Here is a 17,985-nt window from a genome sequence, read left to right as displayed (position 1 = left end):
CTTGCAATTGCCGTCTATCCTTGGGGGTGTGGCGGCCAAAGCCATCTGAATTACCTATTTTTATTATTGAATCCTTAAAGGAGTGCGGCACATGTCAAAAGGGCATTCGCTACAAGACCCTTACTTGAATACTTTACGTAAAGAGAAAGTTGGGGTTTCCATCTACCTGGTCAACGGTATCAAGCTGCAAGGTACGATCGAGTCGTTCGACCAGTTCGTGATCCTGCTGAAAAACACCGTGAGCCAGATGGTTTACAAACACGCTATCTCGACAGTAGTGCCGGTTCGTCCAATTCGTCTGCCTAGCGCAACCGAATCCGAAGCAGGTGACGCTGAGCCAGGTAACGCCTGATAGGAGTCTCCTTTGTTCTTTGAGCGCCACGGTGGTGGTGAGCGAGTCATTCTCGTTCACTTGGATGGACAGGACCCTGAGGCGCGCGAAGATCCGCAGGAGTTTCAGGAACTGGCTAATTCGGCGGGCGCCGAGACCGTTGCGTTTTTTAACGTACCGCGTCATCGGCCAACCGCCAAATACCTGATTGGCAGTGGCAAGGTCGAGGAGTTGCGAGACCTGGTCCATGCCGAGAAGGCCGATCTGGTGATTTTCAATCACATCCTCACGCCCAGTCAGGAACGTAACCTCGAACGTGTTTTCGAGTGTCGCGTGATTGACCGTACCGGTCTGATTCTCGATATTTTCGCCCAGCGCGCCCGGACCCATGAAGGCAAGCTCCAGGTCGAACTGGCCCAGCTTGACCACATGAGCACCCGACTGGTTCGCGGCTGGACTCACCTTGAGCGTCAGGGTGGCGGTATCGGCATGCGCGGCCCGGGTGAAACCCAGCTGGAAACCGACCGCCGTCTGCTGCGGGTGCGCCTGCGCCAGATCAAGGGCCGTCTGGAGAAAGTCCGCAGCCAGCGTGAGCAATCGCGACGCGGCCGGTCCCGTGCGGATATTCCCACTGTGTCCCTGGTGGGCTACACCAACGCCGGCAAGTCCACGCTGTTCAATAACGTGACCAAGTCCGAGGTGTACGCGGCTGACCAGTTGTTCGCCACGCTGGACCCGACCTTGCGCCGTCTGGAACTGGACGACCTCGGGCCGATCGTTCTGGCTGACACTGTAGGTTTCATCCGTCACTTGCCGCACAAGCTGGTCGAGGCATTTCGGTCTACGCTCGAAGAGTCGAGCAACTCCGACCTGCTGTTGCACGTGATTGATGCCGCCGAACCGGATCGCATGTTGCAGATCGAGCAGGTGATGGTGGTGCTGGGCGAGATTGGGGCCCAGGACTTGCCGATCCTCGAGGTATACAACAAACTCGATTTGCTTGAAGGCGTTGAGCCACAAATCCAGCGCGATGCCGATGGCAAGCCGCAACGGGTCTGGCTGTCGGCGCGTGATGGCACGGGTCTGGAGCTGCTCGAGCAAGCCATCGCCGAGTTGCTGGGCAGTGATTTGTTCGTGGGTACCTTGCGTTTGCCGCAACGATTCGCTCGACTGCGTGCGCAGTTTTTCGAGATCGGTGCGGTGCAGAAAGAAGAACACGACGAAGAAGGCATCAGTTTGCTGGCCGTTCGTTTGCCCCGGGTCGAGCTGAATCGACTGGTAAGCCGCGAAGGATTGCAGCCGATGGAATTCATCGAGCAACACACTTTGCAATAAAAGCCTGACAAAGCGGTTGTGCCGCAACGGCAGGCATTCTGTAGCATTGGTTGGCGCGCCGTGGGTGCGTCTTTGCTTTATCAGATGGAGAGCGCTATGGCTTGGAATGAGCCGGGTGGCAACTCGAATAATCAGGATCCTTGGGGTGGCAAGCGCCGCAATAACGGCGACCGCAAGGGGCCACCGGATCTCGACGAGGCCTTCCGAAAGCTGCAGGAAAGCCTGAACGGGTTGTTCGGTGGTGGTAAGAAACGCGGTGGTGACGACGGCGGTGGTTCGGGCAGGAGCGGTGGCGGCTTCGGCGGTCTGCTCGGCATCGGCCTCGTGGTGCTGGCGGCTGTCTGGCTGTACAGCGCGGTCTATGTGGTGGACGAGCAGGAGCAAGCCGTGGTGCTGCGCTTCGGCAAGTACTACGAGACCGTTGGCCCGGGCCTGAACATTTACTTCCCGCCGATCGACAAGAAGTACATGGAAAACGTCACGCGTGAGCGTGCGTACACCAAGCAGGGCCAGATGCTGACCGAAGACGAGAACATCGTCGAAGTGCCGCTGACCGTGCAGTACAAGATCAGCAACCTGCAGGATTTCGTGCTGAACGTCGATCAGCCGGAAATCAGCCTGCAGCATGCGACCGACAGTGCCCTGCGCCACGTGGTGGGTTCCACCGCCATGGACCAGGTGCTGACCGAAGGTCGTGAATTGATGGCCAGCGAAATCAAGGAGCGTCTGCAACGCTTCCTCGATACCTATCGCACCGGTATCACCGTTACTCAGGTCAACGTACAGAGCGCAGCGGCACCGCGTGAAGTGCAGGAAGCCTTCGACGACGTGATCCGCGCCCGTGAAGACGAGCAGCGTTCGCGTAACCAGGCCGAAACCTATGCCAACGGCGTGGTGCCGGAAGCCCGTGGTCAGGCCCAGCGTATCATCGAGAATGCCAACGGTTACCGCGACGAAACGGTCTCGCGCGCCAAGGGTGAGGCTGATCGCTTCACCAAACTGGTCGCCGAGTATCGCAAGGCCCCTGAAGTCACCCGTGAGCGTCTGTATCTGGACACCATGCAGGAAGTCTTCAGCAACACCAGCAAGGTACTCGTGACCGGCAACAAGAACGGCCAGAGCAACCTGCTTTACCTGCCGTTGGACAAAATGATTCAGAACAGTTCGGGCAGCAATGCACCGGTCACCGGTTCGGCCGCCGCCAGCAGCAACACGGACGTCACGCCGCATGTCACTGACCTGCCGCAGTCGCGCACAAGGGAGACCCGCTGATGAGCAATAAATCGCTGATCGCCCTTATTGTTGGCGTCGTTGTAGTCCTGGTGGGCTGGAATTGCTTCTACATCGTCGCTCAGACCGAGCGTGCGGTGCTGCTGCAGTTCGGCCGTGTGGTTCAGGCTGATGTTCAGCCGGGCCTGCATGTGAAAGTGCCTTACGTTAACCAGGTGCGTAAATTCGACGCACGCCTGATGACGCTGGATGCACCGACGCAGCGCTTCCTGACCCTGGAAAAGAAAGCGGTAATGGTCGATGCCTATGCCAAGTGGCGCGTGAAAGATGCCGAGCGCTTCTACACCGCGACTTCCGGCCTCAAGCAAATCGCCGACGAGCGTCTGTCCCGTCGTCTGGAATCCGGTCTGCGTGACCAGTTCGGCAAGCGCACCCTGCACGAAGTGGTGTCGGGTGAGCGTGATGCGCTGATGGCTGACATCACTGCGTCGCTGAACAGGATGGCGGAAAAGGAGCTGGGGATCGAAGTTGTCGATGTCCGGGTCAAGGCCATCGACCTGCCGAAAGAAGTAAACCGCAGTGTGTTCGAGCGTATGAGCACCGAGCGTGAGCGTGAAGCTCGCGAGCACCGCGCCAAGGGTAACGAGCTGGCCGAAGGCATCCGTGCCGACGCCGATCGTCAACGCCGCGTGCTGCTGGCGGAAGCCTATCGTGAATCCGAAGAGATTCGCGGTGACGGCGATGCCCAGGCCGCTGCGATCTACTCCAAGGCCTACGGTCAGGATCAGGAGTTCTATGGTTTCTACCGTAGCCTGCGCGCCTACCGTGAAAGCTTCGCGAACAAGTCCGACGTACTGGTCCTCGACCCAAGCAGCGACTTTTTCCGTTACCTGGAAAAGGCCAAGCCTTGATACGACGTTGACCTGAATCACTCCGCCCGGCGGCTAAAACCTCGGGCGGGGTGATCCTTTGGGAAAACGTGTGTATGATGCGGCAGCCGGGAAATTCCCGGCTTTTTTGCGTCTGCACGTTTGATTGCTGTTTTTTGTTGCAGGTGCCGGGTTGAATGGCCCGAGCGTTTTTCGAGGAAAGTGATGGGCGAAGCCGGTAACAGGCCTTTCGCCGCGTCGTTCATGCGCGTGCGTTTTCAACGCGCCGGTCATTTTCTGCTTCACTCAAGGCTCGCCCTCGGGCTGGCCGCCCGGATCAAAGGGGAATGGCGTAATGGCAACGGTAGACCGCTGGCTGCTGCCAGATGGCATCGAAGAAGTACTGCCACCGGAAGCGGCGCGCATTGAAGTCGCGCGTCGTCAGGTGTTGGATCTGTTCCAGAGCTGGGGTTACGAGTTTGTCGTGACTCCCCATATCGAGTACCTGGAATCCCTGCTGACCGGCGCGGGCCAGGACCTGGATCTGCGTACCTTCAAGGTCATCGACCCGCAATCGGGCCGGCAGATGGGGTTCCGTGCCGACATCACGCCGCAAGTGGCGCGCATTGATGCGCACACTCTGCGGCGCGAAGGCCCGAGCCGCCTGTGCTACGCCGGCAGCGTACTGCATGCCCAGCCGCGTGCACTGTCGTCCTCGCGCAGCCCGATCCAGCTGGGCGCCGAGTTGTACGGCGATGCCAGCCCGAGCAGTGACGTTGAAGTGATCAGCCTGATGCTGGCCATGCTGCAACTGGCCGATGTGCCGGATGTGCACATGGACCTCGGTCATGTCGGCATCTACCGTGGTCTGGCGCGCGCCGCCGGTCTGTCCGGTGAAGTCGAGCAGCAGTTGTTCGATGCGCTGCAACGCAAGGCCATCGACGAGGTCATTACCTTGACCGAAGGCTTGCCGGCCGACCTGTCCGGCATGCTGCGCGCGCTGGTCGATCTGTGTGGCGGTCGTGAAGTCCTCAGCGCTGCCCGCGAGCGCCTGGCCAATGCGCCGGCGCCGGTGCTGGCCGCACTGGAAGACTTGCTGGCGATCGCCGAGCGCCTGTCGGCGCGTTTCCCGCAGCTGCCGCTGTATTTCGACCTGGGCGAGCTGCGCGGCTACCACTACCACACGGGTGTGGTGTTCGCGGTGTTCGTGCCGGGCGTTGGCCAGTCCATCGCCCAGGGCGGTCGTTACGACGACATCGGCGCCGACTTCGGTCGTGCCCGCCCGGCAACCGGCTTCTCTACCGATTTGAAAACCCTGGTGACCCTGGGGCGTGCTGAGATCGAGCTACCGTCTGGCGGTATCTGGATGCCTGACAGTACGGATGCGGCACTCTGGCAGCAGGTTTGCCAGTTGCGCAGTGAGGGTCAGCGTGTCGTTCAGGCCTTGCCTGGACAACCTTTGGCCGCCGCCCGTGATGCGGACTGCGACCGGCAATTGATTCAGCAGAACGGGCTTTGGCAAGTATCGCCACTGGCTTCTTGAGTTTTCCTGCCGGCCAACGCCGGCACCAAGTTTGCGCGAATGAGGACAAGTGTTATGGGTAAGAATGTCGTAGTCCTGGGCACCCAATGGGGTGATGAGGGCAAAGGCAAGATCGTTGATCTGCTGACCGAACATGCTGCCGCCGTAGTGCGCTACCAAGGTGGCCACAACGCTGGCCACACCCTGGTGATCGACGGCGAAAAAACCGTCTTGCACCTGATCCCGTCGGGCGTGCTGCGCGAAGGCGTGCAGTGCCTGATCGGCAACGGCGTGGTGGTTGCGCCTGACGCTCTGCTGCGAGAAATCACCAAGCTGGAAGAGAAAGGCGTACCGGTGCGCGAGCGCCTGCGTATCAGCCCATCCTGCCCGCTGATCCTGTCCTTCCACGTAGCGCTGGACCAGGCTCGTGAAAAGGCCCGTGGCGAGCTGAAGATCGGTACCACCGGTCGCGGCATCGGCCCGGCATACGAAGACAAGGTTGCACGTCGTGGCCTGCGCGTTGGCGACCTGCTGAACATGCCGCGCTTCGAAGACAAACTGCGTGAGCTGGTGGATTACCACAACTTCATGCTGGTCGGTTACTACAAAGAGCCGGCCATTGAGTTCGAAAAGACGCTGGCCGAGTGCAAGGAATACGCTGAACTGCTCAAGCCGCTGATGCTGGACGTCACGGCCGAGCTGCACGACCTGCGTCGCGCCGGCAAAGACATCATGTTCGAAGGCGCCCAGGGTTCGTTGCTCGACATCGACCACGGTACCTATCCGTACGTGACCAGTTCCAACACCACCGCCGGTGGCGTGGCGACCGGTTCGGGCGTTGGCCCGATGTTCCTCGATTACATCCTGGGCATCACCAAGGCTTACACCACTCGCGTAGGTTCGGGCCCGTTCCCGACTGAGCTGTTTGACGAAGTGGGTGCACACCTGGCCAAACAAGGTCACGAGTTCGGCGCTACCACCGGCCGTGCCCGTCGTTGCGGCTGGTTCGACGCCGTTATCCTGCGTCGCGCTATTGATGTGAACAGCATCTCGGGCATCTGCCTGACCAAGCTGGACGTACTCGATGGTCTGGAAACCATCAACATCTGCACCGGCTACAAAGATGCACAAGGCAACGCCGTTGCGCCGACCGACGCTGACAGCTACGTGGGCCTGCAGCCTGTGTACGAAGAAGTGCCGGGCTGGACCGAATCGACCGTGGGCGCCAAGACCCTGGAAGAGCTGCCGGCTAACGCTCGTGCCTACATCAAACGCGTTGAACAGTTGATCGGCGCGCCGATCGACATTATTTCGACGGGCCCGGACCGCAACGAAACCATCGTTCTGCGTCATCCGTTTGCTTGATAAGTCGTTGATGTAAAACCACAAAGGCCCCTTCATCGGGGCCTTTGTCGTTTATGCCTGTTGGACGGCATGACCTTTGCTGTGAATCTGTCTACAAGAGTGCCATCAAATTAATGGCGTCAGAAGTAGAGGTATTCACAGTGTCGGCCGTTCTCTCACTGTTACAAAGCCGTTTGTTGCGCCCCGTGTTCGTTACCCTTGGTATCGCCCTTTTGGTGCAAGTGTTGGTGGCCGTTGCCCTGACGCGGAGCACCGTCACGGCGCTGGAAGCCGATCTGGGTGTGCGCCTGGGGACTGATAGCCAGAAACTCTCCGGTGAGCTGGAGCAGGCCGGGCGCGAAGTCACGTCGAGCCTCGATGCCTTGTCCGCCAGTACCCGTCAGCGTCTGACTGCCGGCCTGTCTTCGCGTCTGAAAGAAGAGCAGGCGCAACTGCGTGCGACGCTGGAAAAGGATCTGAAAGATTCGGCCAATGACATGGCGCAATTGCTCGCCTCGGTCGCACCCCGCGCCATGTGGGACAGCGACGTGCCGACCCTGTCCGAGTTCGCCCGGCGTGCCCAGCGCAATCCCAATGTGTTGTTTGTGGTCTACGACGACGCCACCGGCCAGCACCTGACCCGTTATCTCAATCGCGAAAACCCGATCAACAAGGCCCTGCTGGAAAAGGGGCAGGGCGAGCGTGCGCTGGATAAAGTGCTGGATGCGGCGAAAAACGATCCGTCGGTCTACTACCTCGAAGCCTCGATCAACCCCAACGGCGTGGAAATCGGCAAAGTGCTGATGGGTGTCTCGACGGCGTCGGTGGAAACCGATCTGGCGGCGCTCGATAAGCGTTTCTCGGCGTTGATCGCCAGCAGTGATCAACTGGTCGGCGACAGCCTCAAGGGTGCCGCTGCCGATAGCGCCAGCGCGATGCGCGGGCGCCTGCAATCGGCGCAGTCCACCGCCGCCGAGATGAAAGCCAATACCACCAGTACCGTGCAGGACGCTGCGGCGACTCTGCGCTGGCGGATCGGCCTGGGCTTGGCGCTGGTCGGTTGCGCAGTGTTGCTGCTGCTGGCCGTGGTGTTGGGGCATCGGGTGGTCAATCGCCTGAAGATGCTCAACGCAGCGATGGACGATCTGGCGGCGGGCGAGGGCGACCTGACCAAGCGCGTGCAGATCAACAGCAAGGACGAAATCGGCGACATGGCGTCGGCGGTCAATCGCTTTGTGGATAAGTTGCAGCCGATCGTGCGTGAGGCGGGCGACGTGGCCCAGCGTACCGGCGTCGAGATCGGTGCCATGACCCTGCGCAATGCCGGTGCCGATGCGGCGGCCGGGATGCAGCGTGACGAAGTGGCCGAGAGTTTGCGCGCGCTGTCGCAAATGGCCGATGAGGCGCAATCGGAAAGTCAGGCGATGCAAGCGGCGTTGAAGCAGGTGGTGGATATTCGTCAGGCCACCGATGAAAACACTCGCACCTCGGCCAAGGTCGGCAGTTTGATCGAAGCGCTGGCCGGGCAGGTCGATACCGGGGCGAAAGTCATCGAGCGCCTGGCGCAACAAAGTGAACAGATTGAAGTGGTGCTGACGGTGATTCACGGCATCGCCGAGCAGACCAACCTGCTGGCGCTCAACGCGGCCATTGAGGCGGCGCGGGCCGGTGAAACCGGTCGTGGTTTTGCCGTGGTGGCGGACGAAGTGCGTGCCTTGGCGAGCAAGACGCAAAGCTCTACCGGCGACATTCAGGCGCACATCGTCGCCTTGCAGCAGGGCGCACGTGAAGCGGTAGAGGCTATCGGTCAGGCCGGGCGTCAGGCCAGCGAAGGTTTGCTGGTGTTGCGCGACAGTGCGCGGCTGCAACAGTCGGTGCAGGCCTCGGTCGAGCAGGTGCATGCGGCGATTGGCCTCGCGACACAAGCAGCCGCGCATCAGGCGCAGGGTGCTCAGGCTGTGCGTGGGCGAGTCGAGACGATTCATGCGCAGGCCGAGAAAGCGGCGCAAGCGGTAGTGGAGACCACGGCCAGTGGCAAGGTGCTGGATGGGTTGGCGGCGCAGTTGAAGGCGAGTCTGGGGCAGTTCAGGGCTTGATGCTATCTGGTTTGGCCTCTCGCGAGCAGGCTCACTCCTACAGGGGAAACGCATTCCGATGTAGGAGTGAGCCTGCTCGCGATAGCTATTTCAGCGGCTCAGATACATCCGGGTCGTAAGTAAATAAACCGGCAGCCCCGACACCAAAATCAACAGCGCCGCATAAGGCGCCGCCGCCGCAAACTCGACATTCGCGGTATGCGCCCAGACTTCCGTCGCCAGTGTGTTGAGCCCGGTCGGGCTCAGCAACAGCGTCGCGGTCAGTTCCTTCATCGCATCGAGAAACACCAGCGCAAACGCCGCGCCCAATGCCGGGAAAATGATCGGCAATGTCACCCGGCAAAACGCTGTGAACGACGACGCCCCCAAGGTACGCGCGGCCTCTTCCAGCTGCGGTGCAGCCTTATTCAGTGCCGTACGAATCGGCGCCTGCGCCAGCGGCAAAAACAGCAATGCATAAGCAATCAGCAACAGCGCCGACGTCTGATACAGCACCGGCACGTAATGCAGGGCGAAATACACCAGCGTCAGCGCGATCACCAGGCCCGGCAAGGCGTGGAGCAGATACGGCAGGCGCTCGGCCCAGATCGCCAGTCGGCCCTTGTAACGCACCACCAGCAACCCGACCGGCACCGCCAGCAGCAGGCACAGCCCGGCGCCGCCGAGCGACAAGGCCAGCGAAGACAGCAGGGCCTCGGTGATCGCCCCGACCGGGAAGGCTGCCGATGAGCCCACCGCCAGCCAGTACGCGAGCATGCCCAGCGGAATCCCGCTGCCGACAATCGCCAGCAACAGGCAATACAACTGACCGGCAACCGCCCACGGCCCCAACCGCACTTGCTCGGCCTGACGCGCGGCACCCTGGCCGGTGCGCACATGCCGACCCTTGCCGCGCACGCGCAGTTCCAGCCACAACAGCACCAGGCACAACGCCAGCAACACCGCCGACAGCATCGCGGCATTGGCGTTGCTGAACTCCAGCTCGAACTGCTGATAGATCGCCGTGGTGAATGTTTGCAGGCCGATGATCGACAGCGCGCCGAATTCAACCAGCATGTGCAGGGCAATCAGCAGCGAGCCCGCCAGCAGCGACGGCCACAGCAGCGGCAGGGTGACGCGGAAAAACATACCCCAGCGGTTCTGTCCCAGGGTGCGGGCGGATTCCTCAAGGGAGGGATCGAGATTGCGCAAGGTCGCCGCGACCGGCAGAAAGATCAGCGGGTATTTCGACAGGCTCATCACCAGAATTGCACCGCCGAGGCCTTCGAACTGCGCGCTCAGCGACACCCAGGTGAAGCTGCTGACAAACGCCGGCACCGCAAACGGCAGACATAGAATCACGCCCCACAGACGTCGCCCCGGCAAATTGCTGCGCTCCAGCAGCCAGGCCAGCGACAGGCCAATCACGGCGCAGGTGATGGTCACACCGACCATCAGCGCCAGGGTATTGCGCAGCAGGCCGAACACGTAAGGGCGCCACAACAGGTGCAGCGCCTCGGCCCAGCCCGCTTGCCAGGCCTTGAGTCCAACGTAGGCCAATGGCAATACGCTCATCACCACCAGCAGCAATACCGGCAGCACCAGCCAGATCGACGGTCGCTTGCGCCGGGGTACGTAACCCCCGCGCGCGGCGGGGGCGGATAACGATGCGGCCATCAGTTCAAGCCAACTTCACGTTCCAGTTCCAGCGCTTCTTCGGCATTGCCCAGATCGGCCGGGGTCACGTTCGGCGCTTCCAGCTCGCTGAACGGCTTGAGCCCGCGATCCGATTCCATGCCCTTGTGCAGCGGATATTCGGCGGTGGTCTGGGTGATCACGCGCTGACCTTCTTCACTGGCCATGTAGGCCAGGAATTGCTGGGCTTCCTTTGGATGTTTGCTGGATTTCAGCACGGCAGCGCTGGACACGGTGATCAGGCCGCCGACGTCGCCGCCGGTGAAGTAATGCAGTTTCGAATCCAGTTTGCCTTTCTCGCGTTGCAGGGCAAACCAGTAGTAGTTGTTCACCAGCACGGTGGCGACTTCGCCGTTTTCCACGGCTTTGAGCGCGACCATGTTGTTGCTGTAGGTCTTGCCGAAAGCGCGCAGGCCGGTCAGCCATTCTTCGGCGGCGTCACGACCATGCATCTTGATGATGGCCACGGCTTGTTCCTGAAACGCGCCGCTGGTTGGCACGAAGCCGACTTTGCCTTGCCACTGTGGATTGGCGAAATCCAGGACTGATTTTGGCAGGTCTTTTTCGTCGACCAGTTTCGGGTTGTAAGCGACCACGCGAACGCGTGCCGTCACGCCAATCCAGGTGCCGTTAGCCGCGACGTATTTTTCCGGCAGTACGGCCAGGGTCGCGTCATCGGCCTTGGCCAGCAGACCCTGTTCGCCAAGGTTGTTCAGCGGTGGGGATTCTTCGGTGTAAATGACGTCGGCGGGGGAGCGGTCACCTTCCTCGATGATCTGGCTGGCGAGCTGGTTGCTGCTGCCTTTGCGCACGTTGACGTGAATGCCGGTCTTGGCTTCGAAGGCTTTGGCGATCGCGTCGCCGACTTCCTTGTGCTGGCCGTTGTAAAGAGTCAGGGAAACCGTATCGGCAGCCTGGGTGAGGGGAGAGGCGAGTGCCAGGCCGAGCAGGGTGAAGGTCAAGCCTCGGCGCAGGGTATTTCGAAACGTCATTCGCAGGGTTCCTCACTGTCGCATTGCAAAAACTTGCAACAATGATAAACGATATTGTTTCTCAAGTGCGCCTTGCGGTGGGGCTGGCGTTTTGATAGGTGCGATGGTGATGGGGTTTCGGGAAGCCAGAAACGCAAAAACCCGCTTTCGCGGGTTTTTGGGAAACTCAAGGCCGTAACCTTGAATTTGAATTGGTGCCCAGAAGAAGACTCGAACTTCCACGACCGTAAGGTCACCAGCACCTGAAGCTGGCGTGTCTACCAATTTCACCATCTGGGCAATCATCGCTAGCGTTGCCGCTGTTGATGTGGCGAACTATACGGAGCGCGTTTTGATCTGTAAACCCCTGATTTAATTTTAATAAATCAGTTTTAAGAAAACCCGGGCTTAGAATGCAAAAAACCCGCTTTCGCGGGTTTTGTGTGAGCTTTGAAACTGATCTAGTCTCAAACTCGAAATTGGTGCCCAGAAGAAGACTCGAACTTCCACGACCGTAAGGTCACCAGCACCTGAAGCTGGCGTGTCTACCAATTTCACCATCTGGGCAGTATCGTTAACGCTTGTGCGTCGTCGATGGCGCGCACTATACGGAGCGTCTTTTTAACTGTAAACCCCTGTCAGCAAAAAATATGATTTTTTTTACCGGCGGTGTTCAAAACGGCTTTCAAGCGACGATACAGACCCTCATAAGGGCCTTATATAGTCGGAAATTTCCCGTTTCATGGCGCCTATGCCAAACTAACCCGCATATAGACAAGGTGAAAACTCTCTAATGGCCGATTGGCAGTCCCTCGATCCCGAGGCCGCTCGTGAAGCGGAAAAATATGAAAACCCTATTCCTAGCCGCGAACTGATCCTGGCGCATCTCGCCGATCGGGGTTCGCCTGCTGCCCGTGAGCAACTGGTCGAAGAGTTTGGTCTGACCACAGAAGACCAGATCGAAGCCCTGCGCCGCCGTCTGCGCGCCATGGAGCGCGATGCTCAACTGATCTACACCCGCCGTGGCACTTACGCGCCGGTCGACAAGCTCGACCTGATCCTCGGCCGCATCAGCGGTCACCGTGACGGTTTCGGCTTCCTGGTGCCGGACGACGGCAGCGACGACCTGTTCATGAGCCCGGCGCAAATGCGTCTGGTATTCGATGGCGACCGTGCGCTGGCACGTGTTTCCGGTCTCGACCGTCGTGGTCGCCGCGAAGGCGTGATCGTCGAAGTGGTCTCGCGTGCTCACGAAACCATCGTCGGTCGCTACTTTGAAGAAGGCGGTATCGGCTTCGTCGTCGCGGACAACCCGAAGATCCAGCAGGAAGTGCTGGTCACTCCGGGCCGCAACGCCAACGCGCAGATCGGTCAGTTCGTCGAGGTGAAAATCACCCACTGGCCGACGCCGCGCTTCCAGCCGCAAGGCGACGTGGTTGAAGTGGTCGGCAACTACATGGCGCCGGGCATGGAAATCGATGTCGCTCTGCGCACTTACGACATCCCGCACGTCTGGCCTGAAGCTGTTCTCAAAGAAGCGGCCAAGCTCAAGCCGGAAGTCGAAGAAAAAGACAAAGAGAAGCGCGTCGACCTGCGCCATCTGCCGTTTGTCACCATTGACGGCGAAGACGCCCGCGACTTCGACGATGCTGTTTATTGCGAAGCCAAACCGGGCAAGCTGCGCCTGTTCTCCGGTGGCTGGAAGTTGTACGTGGCGATTGCCGACGTTTCCAGCTACGTGAAGATCGGTTCGGCGCTGGACAACGAAGCCCAGGTACGCGGCAACTCGGTGTACTTCCCTGAGCGTGTGGTGCCGATGCTCCCTGAGCAGTTGTCCAACGGCCTGTGCTCGCTGAACCCGCACGTCGATCGTCTGGCCATGGTTTGCGAGATGACCATCTCCAAGTCCGGCGAAATGACCGACTACTGCTTCTATGAAGCGGTGATTCACTCCCACGCCCGTCTGACCTACAACAAGGTCAGCGCGATGCTGGAAACCCCGAAAGCCACCGAAGCCCGCAAGCTTCGTGGCGAATACACCGACGTCGTGCCGCACCTCAAGCAGCTTTATGCGCTGTACAAAGTGCTGCTGGCGGCTCGTCACGTGCGTGGCGCGATCGATTTCGAAACCCAGGAAACCCGGATCATCTTCGGTTCCGAGCGCAAGATTGCCGAAATCCGTCCGACCACCCGCAACGATGCGCACAAGCTGATCGAAGAGTGCATGCTGGCGGCCAACGTGGCCACTGCCGAGTTCCTCAAGAAGCACGAAATTCCTGCGCTGTATCGCGTCCACGACGGCCCGCCACCGGAGCGTCTGGAAAAACTGCGCGCCTTCCTCGGCGAGCTCGGTCTGTCCCTGCACAAAGGCAAGGATGGCCCGTCGCCGAAGGATTATCAGGCCCTGTTGGCGAGCATCAAGGACCGTCCGGACTTCCACCTGATCCAGACCGTGATGCTGCGCTCCCTGAGCCAGGCGGTGTACAGCGCCCAGAACGAAGGTCACTTCGGCCTGAACTACGAAGCCTATACCCACTTCACCTCGCCGATTCGTCGTTACCCGGACTTGCTCACGCACCGCGCCATCCGCAGCGTGATCCATTCCAAGCAGGACACCCCGCACGTTCGTCGTGCCGGCGCGATGACCATCCCGAAAGCACGGATCTATCCTTACGACGAGGCGGCGCTGGAGCAACTCGGCGAGCAGTGCTCGATGAGCGAGCGCCGTGCCGACGAAGCGACCCGCGACGTAGTGAACTGGCTCAAGTGCGAGTTCATGAAGGATCGCGTGGGCGAATCGTTCCCGGGCGTGATCACCGCCGTGACCGGTTTTGGCCTGTTCGTCGAACTGACCGACATTTACGTCGAAGGCCTGGTGCACGTCACCGCGTTGCCGGGCGATTACTACCACTTCGATCCTGTGCATCACCGCCTGGCGGGCGAGCGCACCGGTCGTAGCTTCCGTCTCGGCGATACCGTTGAAGTGCGTGTCATGCGCGTCGACCTCGACGAGCGCAAGATCGACTTCGAGATGGCGGAAAAAACCATCAGCGCGCCGATCGGTCGCAAAAAACGTGGTGCTGAAACTGCAGCTCCAGCGGCCAAGGTTTCGGAAGAAAAGGCCCCGGCTAAAACTGCCAGCCGTCGCCCTGCCAAGGAAAAAGCCGCAGAAGCCTATCGCCCGAGCGACGCCGTGGCGAAAAACGCCGAGTTGCGCAAAAGCCGTGAAATGAAGAAAGCGCTGCTTTCCGATGCCAAAAACGGTGGTAAAGCGGCGTCCGGGGGAAAGACCGGACGGTCGGCGCCTGACAAGGCGACCGGCGGCAAGCCAGCCAAACCGAGCAAACACCGTAAAGGCCCGCCGAAAGCGGGTTCTGCTCCAGCCAAAAGTGGCGGGGCACGTAAACCGAAGGCGAAGTCATGAGTCAGTTGGAAAAAATCTACGGCGTTCACGCGGTAGAAGCGTTGCTGCGTCACCATCCGAAACGCGTCAAGCAGATCTGGCTGGCCGAAAGCCGCAACGATCCGCGGGTGCAGACCCTGATCGAACTGGCCAATGAAAACCGCGTTCAGGTCGGTCAGGCCGAGCGTCGCGAAATGGATGCCTGGGTTGAGGGCGTGCACCAGGGCGTAGTGGCGGACGTCAGTCCGAGCCAGGTCTGGGGCGAGGCGATGCTCGATGAGCTGCTTGATCGCACCGAAGGCGCGCCACTGTTGCTGGTGCTCGACGGCGTGACCGATCCGCACAACCTCGGCGCCTGCCTGCGTTCGGCGGATGCCGCCGGTGCGCTGGCGGTGATCGTGCCGAAAGACAAGTCGGCGACCCTGACGCCCGTGGTGCGCAAAGTCGCCTGCGGCGCGGCGGAAGTGATTCCGCTGGTGGCAGTGACCAACCTCGCCCGCACCCTGGAAAAGCTTCAGCAGCGCGGTCTGTGGGTGGTTGGCACGGCAGGTGAGGCCGAGGTCAGCATTTATGACCAGGACCTGACCGGCCCGACCATTCTGATCATGGGCGCCGAAGGCAAAGGCATGCGCCGCCTGACGCGCGAGCACTGCGACTATCTAGTGAACCTGCCGATGGCCGGCAGCGTCAGCAGCCTCAATGTGTCCGTGGCAACCGGTGTGTGCCTGTTCGAAGCGCAGCGTCAACGCGGCGCCAAGGCCAAGGCTGCCGCTTCGCGCAAGCCTTAAGCATTGAGCTGCAAGCCTCAAGCTAAAAGCGGACCCGCTTGCAGCTTGAGGCTCGATGCTTACAGCTGCTGTTCAAATATTCACCAATTGCCTTGCACCTCTGCAGTCCCTTCTCTACAATTGCGCCCCTTGCTGTGACGGCAGGCACCGATGTGCCCCGCGCCAGCAAGTCCATAAGTGTCATTCACTCCTTGTCTGACCGTTTTTGAGCGGCAGGCTACAACCCGTAAGGAGCATTCATGCGTCATTACGAAATCATCTTTCTGGTCCACCCTGACCAGAGCGAGCAAGTCGGCGGCATGGTTGAGCGTTACACCAAGCTGATCGAAGAAGACGGCGGCAAAATCCACCGTCTGGAAGACTGGGGCCGTCGTCAACTGGCCTACGCAATCAACAATGTTCACAAGGCTCACTACGTGATGCTGAACGTTGAGTGCACTGGCAAGGCTCTGGCCGAGCTGGAAGACAACTTCCGCTACAACGATGCAGTGATCCGTAACCTGGTCATCCGTCGCGACGAAGCCGTTACTGGCCAGTCCGAGATGCTCAAGGCTGAAGAAAACCGCAGTGAGCGCCGTGAGCGTCGCGACCGTCCTGAGCACGAAGGCGTTGATAGCGCTGATAGTGATGACAGCGACAACAGCGATAACGCTGACGAGTAATCCACGGACCTTTTAAGGAGCCTATCAAATGGCACGTTTCTTCCGTCGTCGTAAATTCTGCCGCTTCACCGCTGAAGACGTGAAAGAGATCGATTACAAAGATCTCAACACTCTGAAAGCCTACGTATCCGAGACCGGCAAAATCGTTCCAAGCCGCATCACCGGTACCAAAGCTCGTTATCAGCGTCAGCTGGCCACCGCTATCAAGCGCGCCCGCTTCCTGGCCCTGCTGGCCTACACCGACAGCCACGGCCGCTGAGACCGGGCAGTCGACAAGTAGCAAAGGATTGAATGCATGCGTGCCTTAGCTGAGTTCATCATGCGAGGCCGTATGCAGGCCACTCTCGTGGTGGCCGGATGTGCAACATTGCCGTTGTTGTATTGGTTGGGTGCTGCCGCAGGGAGCCTTGTGCTGCTGCGGCGCGGACTGACGGACGCCCTGGGTGTTCTGTCTCTGGGGCTGCTGCCGGCGTTGATCTGGTGGCTGTATGCCGATGACCCACGGGCACTTCTGGTGCTGCTGGGGTCTTCGGGACTTGCGTTGGTTTTGCGCGCAAGTGAGTCCTGGGTTCGTACGCTGCTGGTCAGCGTAGCGATTGGCGTGGTGTTTTCAGTGGTGCTCGGGGCGGCGTTTGCGGCCCAGATCGAGATGCTCGCGCAGGCCTTGATAAAGGTCATGCCGGCGCTTCTCGGTGAAACCTACAAGCAATTGTCGGTCGATGAGCAAGCGCATTTCGCGTCCCTGATTGCACCCGTGCTGACCGGACTGATTGCGGCACTGTTGCAGATCGTCAGCGTGCTGAGCCTGATTGTCGGGCGGCATTGGCAGGCGTTGTTGTACAACCCGGGTGGTTTTGGTCGCGAGTTTCGCGCCATCCGGATCCCGCTGGGGCCGGCGATGTTGCTGCTGGCGTTGATGCTTCTGGGCCCGAATCTCGGTGCACAGATGGCCATGTTGACGCCGTTGTGCAGTGTACCGCTGGTGTTCGCCGGACTCGCCCTGATTCACGGGCTGGTCGGGCAGAAGCGACTGGCCGGTTTCTGGCTGGTGGGGTTGTACGTCACGCTGCTGTTGTTCATGCAGCTGATCTATCCGTTGCTCGTGGTTCTGGCCATTGTCGACAGCCTGATTGATTTTCGCGGTCGTCACGTGTCGAAAGACACCGACAGCGCGAACGGTGAAGGTTAAAAGTTAAGAGGATTTCCACATGCAACTGATCCTTCTGGAAAAAATCGCCAACCTGGGCAACCTGGGCGACAAAGTAAACGTTAAGGCCGGTTACGGCCGTAACTACCTGCTGCCTTTCGGCAAAGCTACCGCTGCGACCGCTGCCAACCTGGCTGCGTTCGAAGAGCGTCGCGCTGAGCTGGAAAAAGCCGCCGCAGACCGTAAAGCATCGGCTGAAAGCCGTGCTGCCCAACTGGCCGAGCTGGAAGTGACCATCACTGCCACCGCTGGCGACGAAGGCAAGCTGTTCGGTTCGATCGGTACTCACGACATCGCTGACGCACTGACCGCCTCCGGCGTTGAAGTGCAGAAGAGCGAAGTTCGTCTGCCGAACGGCACCATCCGCAACGTGGGTGAATTCGACGTGGCTGTGCACCTGCACGCCGAAGTTGAAGCCACCGTACGCGTTGTCGTGGTAGCAGCTTAAGCAACACCTGATCGGCTGGCGGCTTGTCCGTCAGACGGTTAACATCGGGCACGATCCTGTTTACAGGTCGTGCCCTTTGTCTTTCTGAATTCCCTGTTTTTCCAA

The 17,985-nt window shown here is 60.1% G+C and carries 15 protein-coding genes and 2 tRNA genes; 13 read left to right on the top strand and 4 right to left on the bottom strand.

Annotated elements, in window-relative coordinates:
- Positions 1-91 precede the first annotated feature (91 nt).
- The 7 genes from hfq (at position 92) to K5Y35_RS04745 (ending at position 8,727) form a co-directional block, all read left to right on the top strand.
- Positions 92-352 carry an RNA chaperone Hfq gene (gene hfq, locus K5Y35_RS04775; RefSeq protein WP_007902656.1) on the top strand — a complete coding sequence of 87 codons (261 nt, stop codon included), beginning with the start codon at positions 92-94 and terminating at the stop codon, positions 350-352.
- Between the two features lie 12 nt (positions 353-364).
- Positions 365-1,666 carry a ribosome rescue GTPase HflX gene (gene hflX, locus K5Y35_RS04770; RefSeq protein WP_123470910.1) on the top strand — a complete coding sequence of 434 codons (1,302 nt, stop codon included), beginning with the start codon at positions 365-367 and terminating at the stop codon, positions 1,664-1,666.
- 96 nt (positions 1,667-1,762) lie between these two features.
- Positions 1,763-2,938: an FtsH protease activity modulator HflK gene (hflK, locus tag K5Y35_RS04765; protein WP_123470912.1), complete on the top strand. Its 1,176-nt coding sequence runs from the start codon at positions 1,763-1,765 to the stop codon at positions 2,936-2,938.
- Positions 2,938-3,807, top strand: a complete 870-nt coding sequence (hflC, locus tag K5Y35_RS04760) for a protease modulator HflC (protein ID WP_123470914.1) — start codon at positions 2,938-2,940, stop codon at positions 3,805-3,807. The genes hflK and hflC overlap by 1 nt, the downstream gene beginning before the upstream one ends.
- 313 nt (positions 3,808-4,120) lie before the next feature.
- Entirely contained in the window at positions 4,121-5,308 is a 1,188-nt protein-coding gene (locus tag K5Y35_RS04755) for an ATP phosphoribosyltransferase regulatory subunit (protein WP_123470915.1), read from the top strand.
- A gap of 54 nt (positions 5,309-5,362) precedes the next feature.
- Entirely contained in the window at positions 5,363-6,652 is a 1,290-nt protein-coding gene (locus K5Y35_RS04750) for an adenylosuccinate synthase (protein ID WP_123470917.1), read from the top strand.
- A 140-nt stretch (positions 6,653-6,792) separates the two neighbouring features.
- Positions 6,793-8,727: a methyl-accepting chemotaxis protein gene (locus K5Y35_RS04745; protein WP_123471170.1), complete on the top strand. Its 1,935-nt coding sequence runs from the start codon at positions 6,793-6,795 to the stop codon at positions 8,725-8,727.
- Between the two features lie 90 nt (positions 8,728-8,817).
- On the opposite strand, the gene K5Y35_RS04740 is transcribed toward K5Y35_RS04745, so the two are convergent.
- The 4 genes from K5Y35_RS04740 to K5Y35_RS04725 all read right to left on the bottom strand — a co-directional run bounded on the left by K5Y35_RS04740 (position 8,818) and on the right by K5Y35_RS04725 (position 11,939).
- Complete coding sequence (locus K5Y35_RS04740) at positions 8,818-10,383, bottom strand: ABC transporter permease (protein ID WP_222833781.1); 1,566 nt, start codon at positions 10,381-10,383, stop codon at positions 8,818-8,820.
- Complete coding sequence (locus K5Y35_RS04735; protein ID WP_186748567.1) at positions 10,383-11,393, bottom strand: extracellular solute-binding protein; 1,011 nt, start codon at positions 11,391-11,393, stop codon at positions 10,383-10,385. Before K5Y35_RS04735 ends, K5Y35_RS04740 begins: the two co-directional genes overlap by 1 nt.
- A 192-nt stretch (positions 11,394-11,585) precedes the next feature.
- Positions 11,586-11,672, bottom strand: a tRNA-Leu gene (locus K5Y35_RS04730).
- A gap of 180 nt (positions 11,673-11,852) precedes the next feature.
- Positions 11,853-11,939, bottom strand: a tRNA-Leu gene (locus K5Y35_RS04725).
- Positions 11,940-12,165: 226 nt separating this feature from the next.
- On the opposite strand from K5Y35_RS04725, the gene rnr reads away from it, so the two are divergent.
- The 6 genes from rnr (at position 12,166) to rplI (ending at position 17,880) form a co-directional block, all read left to right on the top strand.
- Positions 12,166-14,796: a ribonuclease R gene (rnr, locus tag K5Y35_RS04720; RefSeq protein ID WP_222833780.1), complete on the top strand. Its 2,631-nt coding sequence runs from the start codon at positions 12,166-12,168 to the stop codon at positions 14,794-14,796.
- Positions 14,793-15,563 (top strand): 23S rRNA (guanosine(2251)-2'-O)-methyltransferase RlmB, encoded by a 771-nt coding sequence (rlmB, locus tag K5Y35_RS04715; RefSeq protein WP_128614582.1) that lies wholly within the window; start codon positions 14,793-14,795, stop codon positions 15,561-15,563. Before rnr ends, rlmB begins: the two co-directional genes overlap by 4 nt.
- A 239-nt stretch (positions 15,564-15,802) precedes the next feature.
- Positions 15,803-16,225, top strand: a complete 423-nt coding sequence (gene rpsF, locus K5Y35_RS04710) for a 30S ribosomal protein S6 (protein ID WP_123470926.1) — start codon at positions 15,803-15,805, stop codon at positions 16,223-16,225.
- A gap of 28 nt (positions 16,226-16,253) precedes the next feature.
- Positions 16,254-16,484 carry a 30S ribosomal protein S18 gene (gene rpsR / locus K5Y35_RS04705; RefSeq protein ID WP_002551829.1) on the top strand — a complete coding sequence of 77 codons (231 nt, stop codon included), beginning with the start codon at positions 16,254-16,256 and terminating at the stop codon, positions 16,482-16,484.
- A 36-nt stretch (positions 16,485-16,520) separates the two neighbouring features.
- Positions 16,521-17,414 carry a hypothetical protein gene (locus K5Y35_RS04700; RefSeq protein WP_123470927.1) on the top strand — a complete coding sequence of 298 codons (894 nt, stop codon included), beginning with the start codon at positions 16,521-16,523 and terminating at the stop codon, positions 17,412-17,414.
- A gap of 19 nt (positions 17,415-17,433) precedes the next feature.
- Positions 17,434-17,880, top strand: a complete 447-nt coding sequence (rplI, locus tag K5Y35_RS04695; protein ID WP_003221136.1) for a 50S ribosomal protein L9 — start codon at positions 17,434-17,436, stop codon at positions 17,878-17,880.
- Positions 17,881-17,985: the final 105 nt, after the last annotated feature.

The sequence above is a fragment of the Pseudomonas sp. SC3(2021) genome (genome assembly GCF_019856535.1).
Classification (GTDB): domain Bacteria; phylum Pseudomonadota; class Gammaproteobacteria; order Pseudomonadales; family Pseudomonadaceae; genus Aquipseudomonas; species Aquipseudomonas monsensis.
Note: the sequence above shows the minus strand (reverse complement) of the source record. Positions and strands in the feature narration are given on the sequence as shown.